Annotated in this window: 14 protein-coding genes, 1 rRNA gene, 1 other RNA gene and 2 pseudogenes (1 of these 18 only partly in view); 3 read left to right on the plus strand and 15 right to left on the minus strand. The window is 38.0% G+C overall.

Going from position 1 to position 16,281, the window contains the following annotated elements:
- The 3 genes from IGJ32_RS10125 to IGJ32_RS10135 form a co-directional block, all read right to left on the minus strand.
- Positions 1-1,509, minus strand: a 16S ribosomal RNA gene (locus tag IGJ32_RS10125) (it extends 51 nt beyond the left edge of the window).
- 690 nt (positions 1,510-2,199) lie between these two features.
- Positions 2,200-2,562: a hypothetical protein gene (locus IGJ32_RS10130; RefSeq protein WP_010720718.1), complete on the minus strand. Its 363-nt coding sequence runs from the start codon at positions 2,560-2,562 to the stop codon at positions 2,200-2,202.
- 73 nt (positions 2,563-2,635) lie between these two features.
- Entirely contained in the window at positions 2,636-3,016 is a 381-nt protein-coding gene (locus IGJ32_RS10135) for a CvfD/Ygs/GSP13 family RNA-binding post-transcriptional regulator (protein ID WP_207433585.1), read from the minus strand.
- A 91-nt stretch (positions 3,017-3,107) separates the two neighbouring features.
- Here IGJ32_RS10135 and IGJ32_RS10140 point away from each other — a divergent pair, with 91 nt between their 5' ends.
- Complete coding sequence (locus IGJ32_RS10140; RefSeq protein WP_207426907.1) at positions 3,108-4,274, plus strand: MalY/PatB family protein; 1,167 nt, start codon at positions 3,108-3,110, stop codon at positions 4,272-4,274.
- A 141-nt stretch (positions 4,275-4,415) separates the two neighbouring features.
- Here the strand turns inward: IGJ32_RS10140 and IGJ32_RS10145 are convergent, their stop codons facing one another.
- Complete coding sequence (locus tag IGJ32_RS10145) at positions 4,416-5,000, minus strand: peptidylprolyl isomerase (protein WP_010720721.1); 585 nt, start codon at positions 4,998-5,000, stop codon at positions 4,416-4,418.
- 327 nt (positions 5,001-5,327) lie between these two features.
- Here IGJ32_RS10145 and IGJ32_RS10150 point away from each other — a divergent pair, with 327 nt between their 5' ends.
- Both IGJ32_RS10150 and IGJ32_RS10155 read left to right on the plus strand, forming a co-directional pair.
- Entirely contained in the window at positions 5,328-6,326 is a 999-nt protein-coding gene (locus IGJ32_RS10150; protein ID WP_034700569.1) for an NAD(P)/FAD-dependent oxidoreductase, read from the plus strand.
- Positions 6,327-6,446: 120 nt separating this feature from the next.
- On the plus strand, positions 6,447-6,956 hold the full coding sequence (locus IGJ32_RS10155) for a phosphatidylglycerophosphatase A family protein (RefSeq protein WP_010720723.1): 510 nt from the start codon (positions 6,447-6,449) through the stop codon (positions 6,954-6,956).
- 577 nt (positions 6,957-7,533) lie between these two features.
- Here the strand turns inward: IGJ32_RS10155 and IGJ32_RS10160 are convergent.
- From IGJ32_RS10160 to tadA, 11 genes and pseudogenes are all read right to left on the minus strand, one after another.
- On the minus strand, positions 7,534-8,175 hold the full coding sequence (locus IGJ32_RS10160) for a TIGR01906 family membrane protein (RefSeq protein WP_034700571.1): 642 nt from the start codon (positions 8,173-8,175) through the stop codon (positions 7,534-7,536).
- 1 nt (position 8,176) lies between these two features.
- Positions 8,177-8,941, minus strand: coding sequence for a TIGR01457 family HAD-type hydrolase (locus tag IGJ32_RS10165; protein WP_185184752.1), 765 nt, complete (start codon positions 8,939-8,941; stop codon positions 8,177-8,179).
- A gap of 2 nt (positions 8,942-8,943) precedes the next feature.
- Positions 8,944-9,603 carry a YutD family protein gene (locus IGJ32_RS10170; RefSeq protein WP_010720726.1) on the minus strand — a complete coding sequence of 220 codons (660 nt, stop codon included), beginning with the start codon at positions 9,601-9,603 and terminating at the stop codon, positions 8,944-8,946.
- A 36-nt stretch (positions 9,604-9,639) separates the two neighbouring features.
- A complete protein-coding gene (locus IGJ32_RS10175) occupies positions 9,640-11,025 on the minus strand; it encodes a bifunctional metallophosphatase/5'-nucleotidase (protein WP_010720727.1) in 1,386 nt (461 codons plus the stop codon).
- 949 nt (positions 11,026-11,974) lie between these two features.
- Positions 11,975-12,943: pseudogene (locus tag IGJ32_RS10180) on the minus strand (peptidoglycan amidohydrolase family protein); the annotation flags it as partial.
- Positions 12,944-13,018: 75 nt separating this feature from the next.
- Positions 13,019-13,426 (minus strand): annotated as a pseudogene (locus tag IGJ32_RS10185) (phage tail tip lysozyme); the annotation flags it as partial.
- Between the two features lie 263 nt (positions 13,427-13,689).
- Positions 13,690-14,061 (minus strand): phage holin family protein, encoded by a 372-nt coding sequence (locus IGJ32_RS10190; protein WP_053766345.1) that lies wholly within the window; start codon positions 14,059-14,061, stop codon positions 13,690-13,692.
- A 279-nt stretch (positions 14,062-14,340) separates the two neighbouring features.
- On the minus strand, positions 14,341-14,529 hold the full coding sequence (locus tag IGJ32_RS10195) for a hypothetical protein (protein WP_081204136.1): 189 nt from the start codon (positions 14,527-14,529) through the stop codon (positions 14,341-14,343).
- A gap of 398 nt (positions 14,530-14,927) precedes the next feature.
- A complete protein-coding gene (locus IGJ32_RS10200; protein ID WP_207426845.1) occupies positions 14,928-15,374 on the minus strand; it encodes a type II toxin-antitoxin system HicB family antitoxin in 447 nt (148 codons plus the stop codon).
- 205 nt (positions 15,375-15,579) lie between these two features.
- Positions 15,580-15,664: signal recognition particle sRNA small type (gene ffs, locus IGJ32_RS10205), an RNA gene on the minus strand.
- A 40-nt stretch (positions 15,665-15,704) separates the two neighbouring features.
- Positions 15,705-16,196, minus strand: coding sequence for a tRNA adenosine(34) deaminase TadA (tadA, locus tag IGJ32_RS10210; protein ID WP_010720731.1), 492 nt, complete (start codon positions 16,194-16,196; stop codon positions 15,705-15,707).
- Positions 16,197-16,281 lie beyond the last annotated feature (85 nt).

Consider the following 16,281-nt stretch of genomic DNA (forward strand, 5'->3'; position numbering starts at 1 on the left):
CACCCCAATCATCTATCCCACCTTAGGCGGCTGGCTCCAAAAGGTTACCTCACCGACTTCGGGTGTTACAAACTCTCGTGGTGTGACGGGCGGTGTGTACAAGGCCCGGGAACGTATTCACCGCGGCGTGCTGATCCGCGATTACTAGCGATTCCGGCTTCATGTAGGCGAGTTGCAGCCTACAATCCGAACTGAGAGAAGCTTTAAGAGATTAGCTTAGCCTCGCGACTTTGCGACTCGTTGTACTTCCCATTGTAGCACGTGTGTAGCCCAGGTCATAAGGGGCATGATGATTTGACGTCATCCCCACCTTCCTCCGGTTTGTCACCGGCAGTCTTGCTAGAGTGCCCAACTAAATGATGGCAACTAACAATAAGGGTTGCGCTCGTTGCGGGACTTAACCCAACATCTCACGACACGAGCTGACGACAACCATGCACCACCTGTCACTTTGCCCCCGAAGGGGAAGCTCTATCTCTAGAGTGGTCAAAGGATGTCAAGACCTGGTAAGGTTCTTCGCGTTGCTTCGAATTAAACCACATGCTCCACCGCTTGTGCGGGCCCCCGTCAATTCCTTTGAGTTTCAACCTTGCGGTCGTACTCCCCAGGCGGAGTGCTTAATGCGTTAGCTGCAGCACTGAAGGGCGGAAACCCTCCAACACTTAGCACTCATCGTTTACGGCGTGGACTACCAGGGTATCTAATCCTGTTTGCTCCCCACGCTTTCGAGCCTCAGCGTCAGTTACAGACCAGAGAGCCGCCTTCGCCACTGGTGTTCCTCCATATATCTACGCATTTCACCGCTACACATGGAATTCCACTCTCCTCTTCTGCACTCAAGTCTCCCAGTTTCCAATGACCCTCCCCGGTTGAGCCGGGGGCTTTCACATCAGACTTAAGAAACCGCCTGCGCTCGCTTTACGCCCAATAAATCCGGACAACGCTTGCCACCTACGTATTACCGCGGCTGCTGGCACGTAGTTAGCCGTGGCTTTCTGGTTAGATACCGTCAAGGGATGAACAGTTACTCTCATCCTTGTTCTTCTCTAACAACAGAGTTTTACGATCCGAAAACCTTCTTCACTCACGCGGCGTTGCTCGGTCAGACTTTCGTCCATTGCCGAAGATTCCCTACTGCTGCCTCCCGTAGGAGTTTGGGCCGTGTCTCAGTCCCAATGTGGCCGATCACCCTCTCAGGTCGGCTATGCATCGTCGCCTTGGTGAGCCGTTACCTCACCAACTAGCTAATGCACCGCGGGTCCATCCATCAGCGACACCCGAAAGCGCCTTTCAAATCAAAACCATGCGGTTTCGATTGTTATACGGTATTAGCACCTGTTTCCAAGTGTTATCCCCTTCTGATGGGCAGGTTACCCACGTGTTACTCACCCGTTCGCCACTCCTCTTTTTCCGGTGGAGCAAGCTCCGGTGGAAAAAGAAGCGTTCGACTTGCATGTATTAGGCACGCCGCCAGCGTTCGTCCTGAGCCAGGATCAAACTCTCATAAAAAGTTCGAACAATCTTGCGATTGTTAAGCTCAATTGTTTGCTAGCATATTGCTTGCTTGTTAAAAATGTTTGTTGTCTTGAATCAATCAAGACGCCCTACACATTTGGTTTGTCTTTGCTTTGTTCAGTTTTCAAAGGTCTACTTGATTAAAAGCTAATCAGTTGAGATTGCCGTAGCAACTTTTATATCATATCAGAGTGACGTTTGTTTGTCAACTCTTTTTTAAAAGTTTTTTTCGACTTCATTTTTTAGAAGTGTTTCAGCAACTCATTTATCATAACTCGTCGTTTGTTATTTGTCAACAACTTTTTTGAAGTTTTTTTCGATAGAATCAAGCTTCGTAAGCTGTCGTTTTTTAACGACTTAGTTATCTTATCATGTGTTTTTAGAAACGTCAAGAACTTTTCTGCTATTTTTTTAGAAAGTTTCATTACGCTGTTTCTTAAATCAACGTTAATAAATTTATCACGTAAACCAAGGTACGTCAACAAGCATTTTCACTTAATTTTTCAAAAGAATATTCAAGCAAAAGATCATCATTCGCTTTTACTTCAAAAGAAGCATAAAAAAGTTTGCATTATCGAATATAATCCATGATAAACTGAACGTTTCATCCTTTAAAGAGGACCGGTTACCATAAAAAAAGAAACTTGAATTTTTTTCAAGTTTCTTTTGGTGTCTAATTCTACATTAAAAGAAAGGAACTCCTTCCACTTCGTAAGTGCCAAGGACAGAGCGCATTTGATCTGGGTCTTCCCAAAGATAGCCTTTACCTAAGTCTTCACTTTGACTTTTTTGCTCAGTTTCAAAAACAAACAATGGAACATTTTCGTGATTAATATGTGTATTGGTCAACTCCATCAAATTAATTTTGCTAACATCAATATGAACGATTTCTTTTAAAAAGCTAAGTATGTTTGCTAACCCCGTCTTTTCTTCTGAAAGCTCTGCTAATGCAAACTCCAGCTTGTCATCAATTGAATGGACTAAAAATTTTTTTGATCCATCCTCCAAATGCAACATGATTGTACCAGCTACTTTTTTGCTTGCCAAAATTTCCACCTCGATCAACTTGTTCTGTGGTTTACATAAAAATTCTAGCACATTTTCAGAAAAAATACACTTTTTATTTCTTATTTTCTTTCTGTTCTAGTTCTTTTAGTGCTTCGTCCACCCATTTTGGTAGTTGTTCCGCAATCGTGGCAAACCCGATCTTTTTATTTTTATTCGTAAAATATCTTTTCCTTCGATAAGGAATAACAGGGCTCTTCTTCTCCAACGTACGTAACGACAAACTAATTTTTTTTGAATATTCATCAATATCAATGATTTGAACAGTTACTGGTTGACCAACTTTTAACAATGTGTGAATACTTTTCGTGTAACCTGATTGTACTTCTGATACGTGAATCAAGCCTTGTGTTTCCTCGTCTAAAGACACAAATGCACCATAAGGCTGTATTCCAGTTATTTTTCCTTTAATTATTTGTCCAATTTTATATGTCATGTACTTCCCTCTCTTTGCATTTATCATTATACTGTAAATGATTTAAAAAAAGAAGTTTTGAAAATACTCAATAGAAAAAGGGGTCCTTTAGATGAGTGAATTTGACAAGAAAGTTTCAAGAAGACATACCGATAGCGTAAAATGGGATTCAATTAAAGAAACCTATCAAAGAGACGACTTATTGCCTTTATGGGTTGCAGACATGGATTTTTTATCACCTGCTGGAGTAAAAAAAGCTTTTGAAAATTATGTTTCTCAAGGTCTTTTTGGTTACTCTACCGTTTCAGAAAAATTATATCACGCAGTCATCAATTGGGAAAAACAACAGCATCAGGTATCTTTAACAAAAGAACACATTGTCTTTACTAGCGGTGTTTTATCTAGTTTAGCTGTTGCAATTCAAACTTTTACTGAACTAGGTGACAGTGTGCTGATCCATGACCCCGTTTACCCACCTTTTTCTGCAATCGTCGAGAGCAATCACCGTCAGCTTATACGGAGTCAATTAATTGAACAAAACAATAAATTCATGATGGACTTTCAAGATATGGAAAAAAAGATCGTTGAACAACAAGTAAAAGTGGTAATCCTTTGTAATCCCCACAATCCAGGGGGGCGTGTTTGGACTAAAGAAGAATTATCACAACTAAGCGAACTATGTTTGAAACACCAAGTGCTGCTTTTTAGTGATGAAATTCATCAAGACTTAGTTTTTTCAACGAACCATTTTAACTCGATGTTAACGATTGATGAAACACTAAGTCAGTCTTTAATCACGTTTACTTCGGCAACCAAGACCTTTAATTTAGCAGCGATTAAAAACTCAATGGTGTTTATAAAAAATCCTAAATTAAAAGAACAATTTGAACAGCGGTTACTAATGAATCAGCAACAAGATATAAATACTTTTGGTCTAATCGGTACACAAGCTGCTTACGAAACGGGTAGAGAATGGCTTAGTCAACTGCTTCCTTATATAGAAAAAAACGCGGCCACTGCCACTTCTTTTTTTGAAAAACATTTACCTCAACTAGGTGTGATGACGATTGAAGGAACGTATTTGATGTGGTTAGATTTTTCTGCTTATGAAGCGAATGACGAGTTGCTAGAACAAACATTGATTACCAAAGGAAAAGTTGTTTTAAATCCTGGCATCTCATTTGGTCCTGCCGGTCATGCTCATATGCGATTGAATTTAGCTTGTCCGGAAGAAACACTACTAGATGGATTGATGCGGATAAAAAAAGCCTTCACATAAAAAACAAAAGCACTTTTGACGACTTTTAAACGAGGTTCTATTCTAATTAGAAATAAAATAAACCAACTGGGTCAATGATTGAAACCAGTTGGTTTATTTTGTGATTAGTTAATAATTAAAATGTCTTACTATTGCGAGTGATTATTCTGATACTTCAACTTTCTCGATCACTACATCATGTACTGGACGATCTTGTGGACCACGTTGTACGTTAGCAATTTCATCTACGGTAGTCATGCCATCAATCACATGACCAAATACAGTATGACGGAAATCTAGCCAAGGTGTCCCACCACCTTTGTATGCTTCGATGATTTCAGCCGGGAAGCCTGCACCTTCTAATTGATCTAGCATATTCGCTGGTACATTTTCATTATTCACGATAAAGAACTGGCTACCGTTTGTATTTGGTCCAGAGTTAGCCATCGATAACGCCCCACGTAAGTTGAACAACTCACGACTAAATTCATCTTCAAAACTTTCACCATAGATGCTTTCGCCACCCATACCTGTACCAGTTGGATCGCCACCTTGAATCATAAAATCAGGGATGACACGGTGGAAAATTACTCCGTCGTAATATCCTTTTTTAGCAAGTTCAATAAAATTTTTAACTGTTTTAGGCGCTAATTCTGGGAATAATTGGACCGTAATGTCACCACGGTTTGTTTTTATTACTGCCTTTGGTCCTTTTTCATTTTCTAAGCTTAATTGTGGGAATACCATATCTTTTTCCTCCTAAAAATTATTCCTTCATTGGTAATAATAACATATTCTCTCTATTCGCTGTTACATGAAACTTAAGAAAACAAAAAGACTCATCCTTATGTAAAAATGATTATATACTTTTTATCAAATGATAGATACTTTTCTGCGTTTCTCTGACTTAAAAAATAATCCACGAGTATTTTTAAATATGTGAACCAGTAGATTTCACGAGAGATCGTTTTCGCTTCTGCCCCAACCTCCTTAAGAATTAGAAATAAATCATTTGTTTGAGAAGTATTCTCAATTAAATTCTGCTATAGTGTGGGTATGAGGAGGAAGTTTTCTATGGAAATCTATGATATTACAATTATCGGTGCAGGACCAGTAGGGATGTTTGCAGCGTTTTACGCAGGTATGCGTCAAGCAAAAACTAAGATCATTGACAGTTTACCTCAACTAGGTGGGCAATTAGCAACGCTTTACCCAGAAAAATATATTTATGATATTCCCGGCTATCCCGCCGTGAAAGCCAGTGACTTAGTAGCAAATCTGGAAAAACAGTTAACCACATTCAATCACTCTTTTCATTTGAATGAGGAAGTTCTTTCTATTACTAAAGAAGATGAAATAATTGAGATCACAACTACTAAAGGAATCCACTATTCAAAAGCAGTCATTTTGACTTTAGGAAGCGGTTCTTTTCAACCTAGAAAATTAAATGTACCAGAAGCAACAACTTATGAGCATCACGGTCTCGATTATTTTGTGAACGATTTAATGAAATATGCTGGTAAAAAAGTAGCAATTGCAGGTGGTGGTGATTCAGCAATTGATTGGGCGTTGATGCTAGAACCGATTGCGAGTGAAGTTTATCTTATCCATCGCCGGCCAGAATTTAGAGCTCATGAGCATAGTGTAAACTTATTGAAAGCTTCATCAGTCAATCTTTTAACTCCCTATCTCATTGATGAATTATCTGGAGAAAATGGGGAATTGACTGCTGTTCGCTTAAAACGGGTAAAAAGCGAGGAAACAATTGAGTTACTGATTGATTCATTGATTGTTAATTATGGGTTCACCTCAAATCTAGAACATCTTTCAACATGGGGACTTGAAAGTACCAGAAATGCAATTTCAGTAAACTCAGATATGTCAACCTCGATACCAGGCGTTTATGCTGCTGGAGATATCTGTTCTTACAAAGGAAAAGTAAAATTGATCGCTACTGGATTTGGCGAAGCACCTACAGCTGTCAATAATGCGTTACACTTTATTAACCCTAAAGAACGCACACAACCTGGACATAGTACCAGTTTATATGATAAAAAAGTTCCTCCGAAATAGGATAGCTTGTGTGATTTTTGACCATTTTGTCCAAAGCAGAGGAGACAACATTTGTTTCTTGCTTTTTTATTTGGTAGGCTAACAATATAGTTGATTCACAGAAGCAAAAGGAGGAAGAAAATGGTTATCAAAACTGAAACGCTAGAAGAAAAAGCACGTGAATTGCTCAATGAGCGTGGAGTAACCCTTGAAGACATTGCTGAGCTAGTGATGTTTTTACAAAAAGATTACATTACTGATCTTACTTTAGCAGATTGTATCCAAAGTGTTCACGCTGTCTTAACCAAACGTGAAGTCCATAACGCAATCATAACTGGGGTTCAATTAGATATTTTAGCAGAAGAAAATAAGTTGATGTCACCGCTCCAACATATCATTGAAGATGATGAAGGACTGTATGGGATCGATGAAATACTAGCCTTATCAATTGTAAATGTCTATGGGACAATCGGTTTCACTAATTATGGCTATATCGATAAAGTAAAGCCTGGTATTTTACAAAAATTAAATAGCCATGACGGAAAAAATGTGCATACTTTCTTGGATGACATCGTGGGTGCAATCGCTGCCTCTGCTGCCAGTCGTCTTGCTCACCAAGAGCCAGAAAAACGCAGTCGTTTGACTCAATAAGAGGTTGTGAAAGAAGCGATCAGCTCCGAGCGAATAAGAGAGGATTTTTTAAAATAGCTTCTCATATTTTAGAAAATCATCGCTTATTGCTGAGGAGTTGCTTCTTGAACACCGTGAACCAGAGGTTGTGAAAACATCGTATAGCTCCGATGACAATAAGAAAGAATTTTTTAAAATAGCTTCTCATATTTTGAAAAATTCAGGCTTATTTCAAGGAGCTGATGTTTGAACACCGTTTAGAGAAAGAGGTTGTGAAAAGAGCGTTTTGTCCTGAGTATTAAGGATGAAAATCTCGAAACAGCTTTTCATGTTTTGAGATTTTTTGACTTAATACCGAAGGGCAGCTCTTTGAACACCGTGAATCAGAGGTTGTGAAAACATCGCATAGCTCCGATGACAATAAGAAAGAATTTTTTAAAATAGCTTCTCATATTTTGAAAAATTCAGGCTTATTTCAAGGAGCTGATGTTTGAACACCGTTTAAAGCAAAAACCCGAGACAATCTCCTTGTCTCGGGCTTTTTTTATTCTGTTGAAACAAAATAGGCATTATGATTTGTTCTATTCTATGTTTGATTTTAACTTCTTTTTAGCTCTCTTTTTCCAATGATCACAAAAAAAGCAAAAAAGAGTTCAATTAAAATAAAAAATAAAATAAAACTATGCATAAAAAATTGTTCTGGTAAGACGTTAATGATTGGATCGGTTGTCGGATCAAACAGCCAATCGTCGTTGTTAAAAAATGTTTCATGGAATAAGATAAAAAAGCGATCAAATCCTACCAACATAAAAAAGCCAAAAACAATCGGTACGAGCATTCCAATCTTAAACGGTTGAACTAAACGCCAAAAACGCTTATGACGTTTCAGATAAAAAAGATAGTAGATACTAGGTATCAACGTCAGCAGCAGCACAAAATAGTTAAGTAAAAAAAGTTTTTTGACTTCATAAAAATGATGTGCTCCACTTGCAGAAATAGGAAAATTTTGCAGACTTAACTCCTTCTGAAAAGGATTATTTAAATAAGCCATTAATTGATCAAAATTTTTCAATAAAGTTTCTTGATCAAGCGTAGTATGATCCAATATGTTCAGATATTTGATGTCTAGTTCATAGAGAAAGCGAAAATTGATTGTTATCGCGATCGCCAGACTGATCAGCATGAAGAATAGACAAACCAAACCCGCATATTCTCCCCACACCCATTTTGTTTTTCTCATTCTAGAAACTCCACTCATCTAACGAACGGAGAACGTGTGTAGCAGGTACCGGTAATAAAGGTACATCCTCAGCTTTCGTAAATCCTGAGAGCACCAACAACGTATCAATCCCATTTCGAATCCCTGCTTGGATGTCTGTTTCATAGTTGTCTCCAACCATGATGACATCTGCTTTCGTTAAACCTAATTTTTCTACCGCCTTATCCATAATGATCGCTTCTGGTTTGCCAATATAAATCGGTGGCGTCTGTGTAGCTGTCTCCACAAACGAAATAACCGATCCTGCACCTGGCAGCAACCCACGCTCAGTTGGAATATTTTTATCTGGATTTGTTCCAATAAATGTTGCTCCTTTTTGGATCGCAAGAGTCGCTTTGACTACTTTTTCATACGTCAGATAATTATCTAGACCGACCACTACATAATCGGGATTTTCTTCATCCCAGATAAATCCTGCTTCTAAAATCAAATCGATCAAACCAGCTTCACCTATGGCATAAAACGTGTTTCCTTTCCCGGCAGCGTGCATAAAATCGATCGTTGCTAAAGAAGCTGTATAAACAGTTTCTGGGCTAACGTGTATATCAAATTCATCTGCCAAGCGATTGGCTACTGCCTGCGGACTTTTTGTGGTGTTATTCGTAACAAACAGAAAAGGCTGTTTTTTTGCCTGAAGAGCCTCCACAAAACGTTTCCCAGCAGGTATAGGTTCAGTCCCCCGATAAATCGTTCCATCTAAATCAATCAAATATCCTTTATAATCCATCTTTACTCTTCCCTTTGTCTTATCGTAAAATTAGTGTTGGCTTTTGGTTTAGTTGATGTTTTTTCAGTCTTTTTTTGTTCTGTTTTTCTTTTTTTGATGACCGGTTTTTTGTGATTTGAAGAAACGGGTCCTTTTTTCTCATCAATGTACGCACGATGTTGGTTTTGATTTTTCTTTTTTCTTCGGCGAGGAGTATTTTTTTCCTTCTTACCTCCGATTTGTTCAATCACAAAATAAGCGCAACCAAAATTACAATACTCATACAAATAATCTTCCAAAGCATCAATTCGTTGGTCGGGATGAGCACGTCTGTTATCTACTCGGAAAAATCCTTTTAATCTTAATTGTTCATAGCCCCAATCACCAACGATATAGTCATAACGCGACAAGACTTCACTATATCTTTCGCCAAGTTTTTCTGGATTGAACCCCTCTCGATGATCCTTTACTAGGCGATAGTGCTGTTCGCCAATCAAAAAATTCTTCTCATCGATGAAAGTAATGATTTCTCCCTTTACTTTCTCCGGTTTGGGTTCTTCGATAATTTCTTCTAACACGGCGGTGATTTCTTCTGTCACCGTATGGTCCTCGACATTTTTCGCTGTCTGTTTTTCTTTTGTTTTAGCTTCAACGGCGTGTTGCTCTTTTTGTTTTGCCGACATGCTTTCACCACCTATCATTCCTATTATACCTTGTTTTTATTTTATTGGATAGTGAGCATTTAAGTATTCCCCTACTACGCTACGAATAAATTCCGGAAATAAAAATTCATTTTCACCAGCAATCTCAATCGTTGGAAAGAAAGGTACAAACATAAAATGATCCACTGTTGTAAATGTATATCGACGCTCGTTATCTATCGGCTGATTCAGCCAGTGAACTTGATGATTCACTGCATCATAAGAGATCCCACTATAAACTACTTGTCCAAAAATTTTTCCCCGAAATCCCATACCTCTGATTGGGTAATTGCGTAAAAAGGCACGATTTTTTTCGATTTCTAATACCAATCGAATCAAATCACTTCCTTTAAGTGTGACATTCAGTAAATGCATTGGATGAGGCAATGCCGTATGCAGTTGATCCTGATTGATCAGCCCTGCTGGTAATCCAGTTAAAAACAACCCACTATTTAGCATTGCGCCTTGTGTTTGCCCACGATACTTGACTGCTTCTAACGCCTCATAGATAAAAGAATGTTCCGAAAAAATATCTACTGATAAATCATAAGGTAACTTGGCTACTTTTTTTGCCGCTAATAGTTCGTGCCCTTTAGTTAAATAATCTTGGCTTTCCTGCTCATCTTCAATAAACGTCGTCATCGTTTCTGTTGGGATAGCCCGAGCTGATTTTTGGATGATGTTTTTATGCTCATCAACGGTGAGGTGAACCTCTCCAACGTATTGTCCATATTTTCCCGCTGCTGCAAGCTGAACACCATTAACGATTTGACCATCAATCAGCAAATGATGCGTATGTGAGCCTAAGATTACATCGATTGACGGAAGTTCTTGGGCAATCTGACGATCGTCTTGGATACCTAGATGGCTCATCAATACCAAGATGTCTACTTTTGGTCTTAGTTCTTCCACCAATTCAGGCAAAATATCATAAGGGTTTCTGATATCCCAACCATTTGGACTATATGTTAAGGGAAAAGGAGCCGTCAAAGCCAGTAAGCCGATTTTAGTCTGTTGAGGAGTTTCAATGATCTTGTACTTTTTTGCCCATTTCGGCGGTTGCAACAGATGTTTATCAAACAAATTATCCAATAAAATATCAAAGTTTGCCTGATCATAAAGATGATTCAATTGATCCTTGGCATTTCCCACGCCTTCATTATTACCTATCGTCACAGCATCATAGCCTACGTTATTCATTAGTTCAACATTTGCTTGTCCATCGGTTGCTTCTGATAGCGGGTGCCAGCGATCAACAAAGTCACCTAAATCAACAGTGATGGTCGTGGTATTTTCTTTTTTTTCGTTTTCACGCTTTTTTTGCTCAATAAACCTTCTGATTTTAGGCCAGTTTTCTAGATGCGAGTGTAAATCATTCGTATGTAATAGAACTATTTTTTCCATCTTATTCTTTCGCCTCACTTTTCTTTATCATACCATAGGCTTTTTCTTTGTTCACTTTGAAAGATTTTAAAGAAAATCAAATTCCTCCGCTGTGAATAGACTCCATTCTAAACGTTAGCTTTGTGGATAATATCGGATCAAAGTAATAATCAGTCTATCTCTAGCTAGCGATTCGGGGTAGAAAAGTGATGAAAAAATACGTTACAGCAAAACATGATCAATAGACATAATTCTATTGGCATTGCCCATTCATTCGTCAGCTAACTTTCAATCAAATCGACAGAAATAAGCCGTAAAATTTCCAATATACGCAGGACGAATGTCGGAATTCTTCGGCTTATTTCTTAAAACTAACTCTTCTATTCCTACTTCTTCAGCAATAATCAAGTAGCAATCAGTTTCTCATTTTTCTCTTTTCAGCCAACTAATTGAAGTTTTTTTAATCAAAAAATTGATTAGATGCAGCTATGCTGATTTGTAGACGATCCAATGGTTCGCCAAACATCCCTGCCCAGCCATCATAGCCAGCGATAGAGGTGCCATCATCACAACATACTCCTAGCCAACCAGCTCGGGCGGTCGTTTGGGAACGGTAGTAGGCTTGCGATAATGTCTTACCTGTAGGTGTTGTATAGTAAAGTTGCACGCCATCGATGGCTTCACCAGGATTTCCTGCACATCCATTGACCATATCATTTGGATCACCTTTGCTGACCCAATCTAACCAACCACTTTTTACCGTATGGACTCGATAACGAATCGTTCCCGCATCTACTTTGATATAAAGCATGTCATGTTGATTATTTGGCAATCCTGAAAAACCATTGGAATCGACATCATTGAAATTGGTAATTTCTCCTAACCAACTTCCGCCCAACACACGTAACCCATAGTGAACATTGGTAGAAAAACTTCCCCCATTATTTACCCCTGGTGAATAAGTAAATAAAGGATTGGATTTCGCAATCCCGATTTGCAGACGGTCTAGCGGTTCGCCAAACATCCCTGCCCAACCATCGTAACCGACGATCGATGTTCCATCATCGCAACAAGTTTGTAACCAGTCAGCACGAGCGGTCGTTTGTGAACGGTAATATGCTTGTGAATAAGTTTCTCCAGCAGGTGTTGTGTAATAGATTTGTACACCATCAATCGCTTCTCCAGGATTCCCTGCACATCCATTGACCATATCATTTGGATCACCTTTACTAACCCAATCTAACCAACCGCTTGTCATCGTGTGTACTCGATAACGTAATGTTCCTTTATCAACCTTGATGTATAGCATATCGTGTTGATGATTCGGTAATCCTGAAAAACCATTAGAATCTGAATTGTTAAAGTTAGTGATTTCTCCTAACCAAGCTCCCCCCAACACTCGTAAACTATAATGAACATTTGTCGAAAATGAAGGTGGCGTTGGGTCATTAGTTATTCCTGTTGAACTTGATTGATTAAAACCGCCAGAAAAACGCCAAACTTCATAATAATGAAACCCATTTGCAACGATATAATTTTTATCAAAACGTAATTCTTGAATCGCAGTATTTTTTTCTCCTTGCGTATAGTAACAAGTTGAAGTGATGTTTTTACCACCACCAGTAATCACACCTGTATGTCCAATCGCACCACCTGAATCAGCCATCGAGGACCCACCAGAAAGTAAAACAATATCCTCATCTTTCAGCTGAGAGAGATTGGAAGCGTTTGAATTTCCGACTAAAACTAATACATAACCACATCTTTGGAGATAACCACCAAGGGTAACCGTATTATATAAATAGCTATAAGGAATTCCAGAGCTGTCTTTGACTGCTTGAGTAATACTTCCAGAACAATCTGCCGTTCCATCTGTACCGTTTCTTGAGCCAGTCATGGAATAGGTTATCTGTCCACGATGTTTATTGAACCAATCCACGACTTTTGTTCGGTTTAATTGTTGGTACCAGTATCTAGCTTGTTGCGCTCTTGCTGGTTGGTTTGCATTTGCCGGTCTTTCATAATATTGAATGAAAATATTCGCCAGTTCTTCTGGAGATTTGTTACTTGTCTTAAATTGTTGAAACGTCATAGATATATTATAAAATTGTTGATTGTTTGCTACCTCCCACTCAATACGTTTGCATTGAGAAATGACGTCTTTGTAATTTAATCCATTCGCATTTGCCCAATTGATATATTTAGATGCTGGTGTCCATTGCACTAGTCCGTATCCACCAGACATATTTCCGACAATGTCGCTCTCCCATCGGTCGGCAATAATGCCACTTTCTGATTGCATGTTCCCTAATAATCCAGCAACTGCGGTTTTTGACCAACCTTGACTGACCAAGTAATCCCAAATTGTTTTTGCTGTTTCAAATTGTCCCATAATAGTTGTTCGCTCCTTACTTTCAATCATTTTTTCATATTAGTTGCGCCTTTAAATGTACACAGCTTATTACTTACTGTTATCTTTCATCCTCCTAAAAAATTATTTTGATCATTTGATTCGAATCACATAGATATGTGAGCTATTTTAGTGATTTGTGACAGAAAAAATAAAATCTTTCACTTTTTTCTAAAAAGCTGTGCCTAGGTTGCTTTGTTAGTAAATAAAAAAGTCATTGTCACGTAGTATCTCGGTAAATTCACTTTGATCCTTCCTAATCGTTCTCTGTTTCGTTATTGTTTTGGTTTCATTTTGTCTTGAATTGATTTTAAAATCCCCTCAAAATAAGTCGTTACTTCTGACTCAGCAATATTGGTCAAAATGCTCCCAATCTCAGTGAAAATCAGGCAAGTCGTAAAAACCTTTACTAACGTAAATTCAAAATGAACGCCGTTTTGGATCAACACAAAATCAACGACTCCCGTCAGGATCAATAACACAAAATGACTGAGTTTTTTCCAAAGTCCTCGCCAACTTAGCGTTGAATACCAAACATGATTGACTTTTGCTTTAAGCCAACCTGTTATGAGATCTAATAGAACCACTAGAAAAAAACTGTGAATTAATGCTTGATCACTAGCAAAGACTTTCGTTAATGCCGTCATACTAACACCTCCTTTTAAACGTAATGACTGCGAAAGAAATGCCCTCCATAACAGACATTAGTTTGCAGTTTTGAGTCCCTTGCTCTTGGCTTTCATCATTTGTTTGATACACTATTCTTCTTTTTACATTGTCAGACCTTCCTTTCACTACTTTGCTAAAGATTTTTGTTTCCATTTAGATATGTTGGAAAATAATAAAATTTGTGACAAAAAAAAAAGGGACTGGGACAAAAGTTGTCTCAGTCTCTTCTAGTATCTCTAAAAACGAATAAACGGTGTTCAAACATCAGCTCCTTGAAATAAGCCTGAATTTTTCAAAACATGAGAAGCTGTTTCAAAAAATTCTTTCTTATTGTCATCAGAGCTACCCGATGTTTTCACGACCTCTGATTCACGGCGTTCAAGAAGCAACTCCTCAACAATAAGCGATGATTTTCTAAAATATGAGGAGCTATTTAAAAAAATCATCGCTTATTCGCTCGGAGCTGAACGCTTCTTTCACAGCCTCTTGCTCACGGTGAGACAAAAGTAGCATCTTCGGAAAATTTGCCGAAATTTACCAAAAATTTGAGAATCACCAAGTAGGTAACAATCAACATCAAAAACTAGTTTTTGTGTTTCTTGTCAATTTTCGGAAATTCCTTCTTATTTCTTGATGCTGAACACTTTTGTCTCAACCTCTTTCAACTTTTCACTGTTCTTAAGCCAACTTATTCGTTCACTATTAAATTTAGAGCTGTCATTTTATCAAGTTCTCTGCTTATTCAAAAAAAGAATTTTACAAAATATTCGTTGTGAATATTTGTAAAATCCATATTTTGGACTAAAGTTAAATTTTATTCCAGGCTTTTTTCTTGTCATTTATTTTAATTATTTTTTACTTCTTCTGCTTTCTTTAAAATCGCATGTGTCAATGTTTCAGAAAAATTGATCTTCAATTCTTTGCCTAATTTATCTGCCCACTTAGGAATAGACACATTTTTACGTTCTCTCTTTTCCATGTCCAGATACTCTTTTATATTAACTGAAACAAGCGTGACAAATGAATCCTCTTTATTGTATGTATTCGTCTGCTCAAAAGGGAAATAGTTTTCTACATTAATATTGTTTACACTTGAGCTAGACGGCAATTTATTTTCTTCCTCAATATAATAAGACAATTGTAGCCCAAGATAGTCACTAGCCATCTGCATACCGTCGTTTATATCATTTGCTTGTGTTCCGTTTCCATCAATATCAGGAAAATGTATAAAATAGTATGGTTCTTTATCATCGGTCATTAAATAAAAAACAGATGGATACGTTAATACCATCAATATGTACCTCTTTCGATTATTTATTTTTAGGTCATTGGTATGAAACTGTATCTTTCTACCAATAACAATTATACTCTCTATAGCTATTTACTTCTCTATAAAATACAAATAAAGTACCTAAAAAACTAAAGAGGCACTGGTTCATTATACAAAAAAAACGTAACAAGTAGTAAAGTACTACCTATCACGCTTTTAAGATTCGTTTTAATCAGACACATGGCGGATCCTGCTTAGTGCTGCTTCCTTCCAGATCTGACACGCTTCACAAGCCCGCCATTGTCCTAGCCTTTCGGCAAATAATAGTATACCTGATTTTTTTTTATTTGGCTAGCCTTTTTTTAATTTCTTTTTTCTTAAGCGCAACTCTCTAAAAAAATCCGTTAAAAGTTGGCCACATTCCGTTTCCAAAACGCCTCCTACTACATGGGCTTGGTGGTTAAAGCGTTCATCTGTCAACAAATTCATTAATGTTCCCGCTGTTCCACCCTTTGGATCATACGCACCGAAGTATACTTCTTTGACTCGAGATAAAATCATCGCACCGCTACACATAGGACAAGGCTCGAGTGTCACATATAATTGGGCTTCTTCTAAACGCCAACTTCCAACATTTTGACAAGCTTCACGGATCGCAATCATTTCCGCATGCGTGGTTGCGTCTTGCGTGGTTTCTCTTAAATTGTAGCCTCTTCCAATGATTTCATCATTTAAAACAACAATCGCTCCAATTGGTACTTCTGCTAATTGTTGGGCTTTCTGAGCTTCTTCAATGGCTAACCGCATCCATTTTTCATGTTTTTCATTATCGATTTCCTTCATTTCCAATCGATCCCCTACTTTTCATTTTCTTGCTTAACTTTAGCATAAGACAAAAAGGTTGTAACTAGCTTTTTGTCTTATGGTA

The sequence above is a fragment of the Enterococcus sp. DIV1639a genome, from assembly GCF_050530445.1.
GTDB classification, from domain to species: Bacteria; Bacillota; Bacilli; order Lactobacillales; family Enterococcaceae; genus Enterococcus_B; species Enterococcus_B hirae.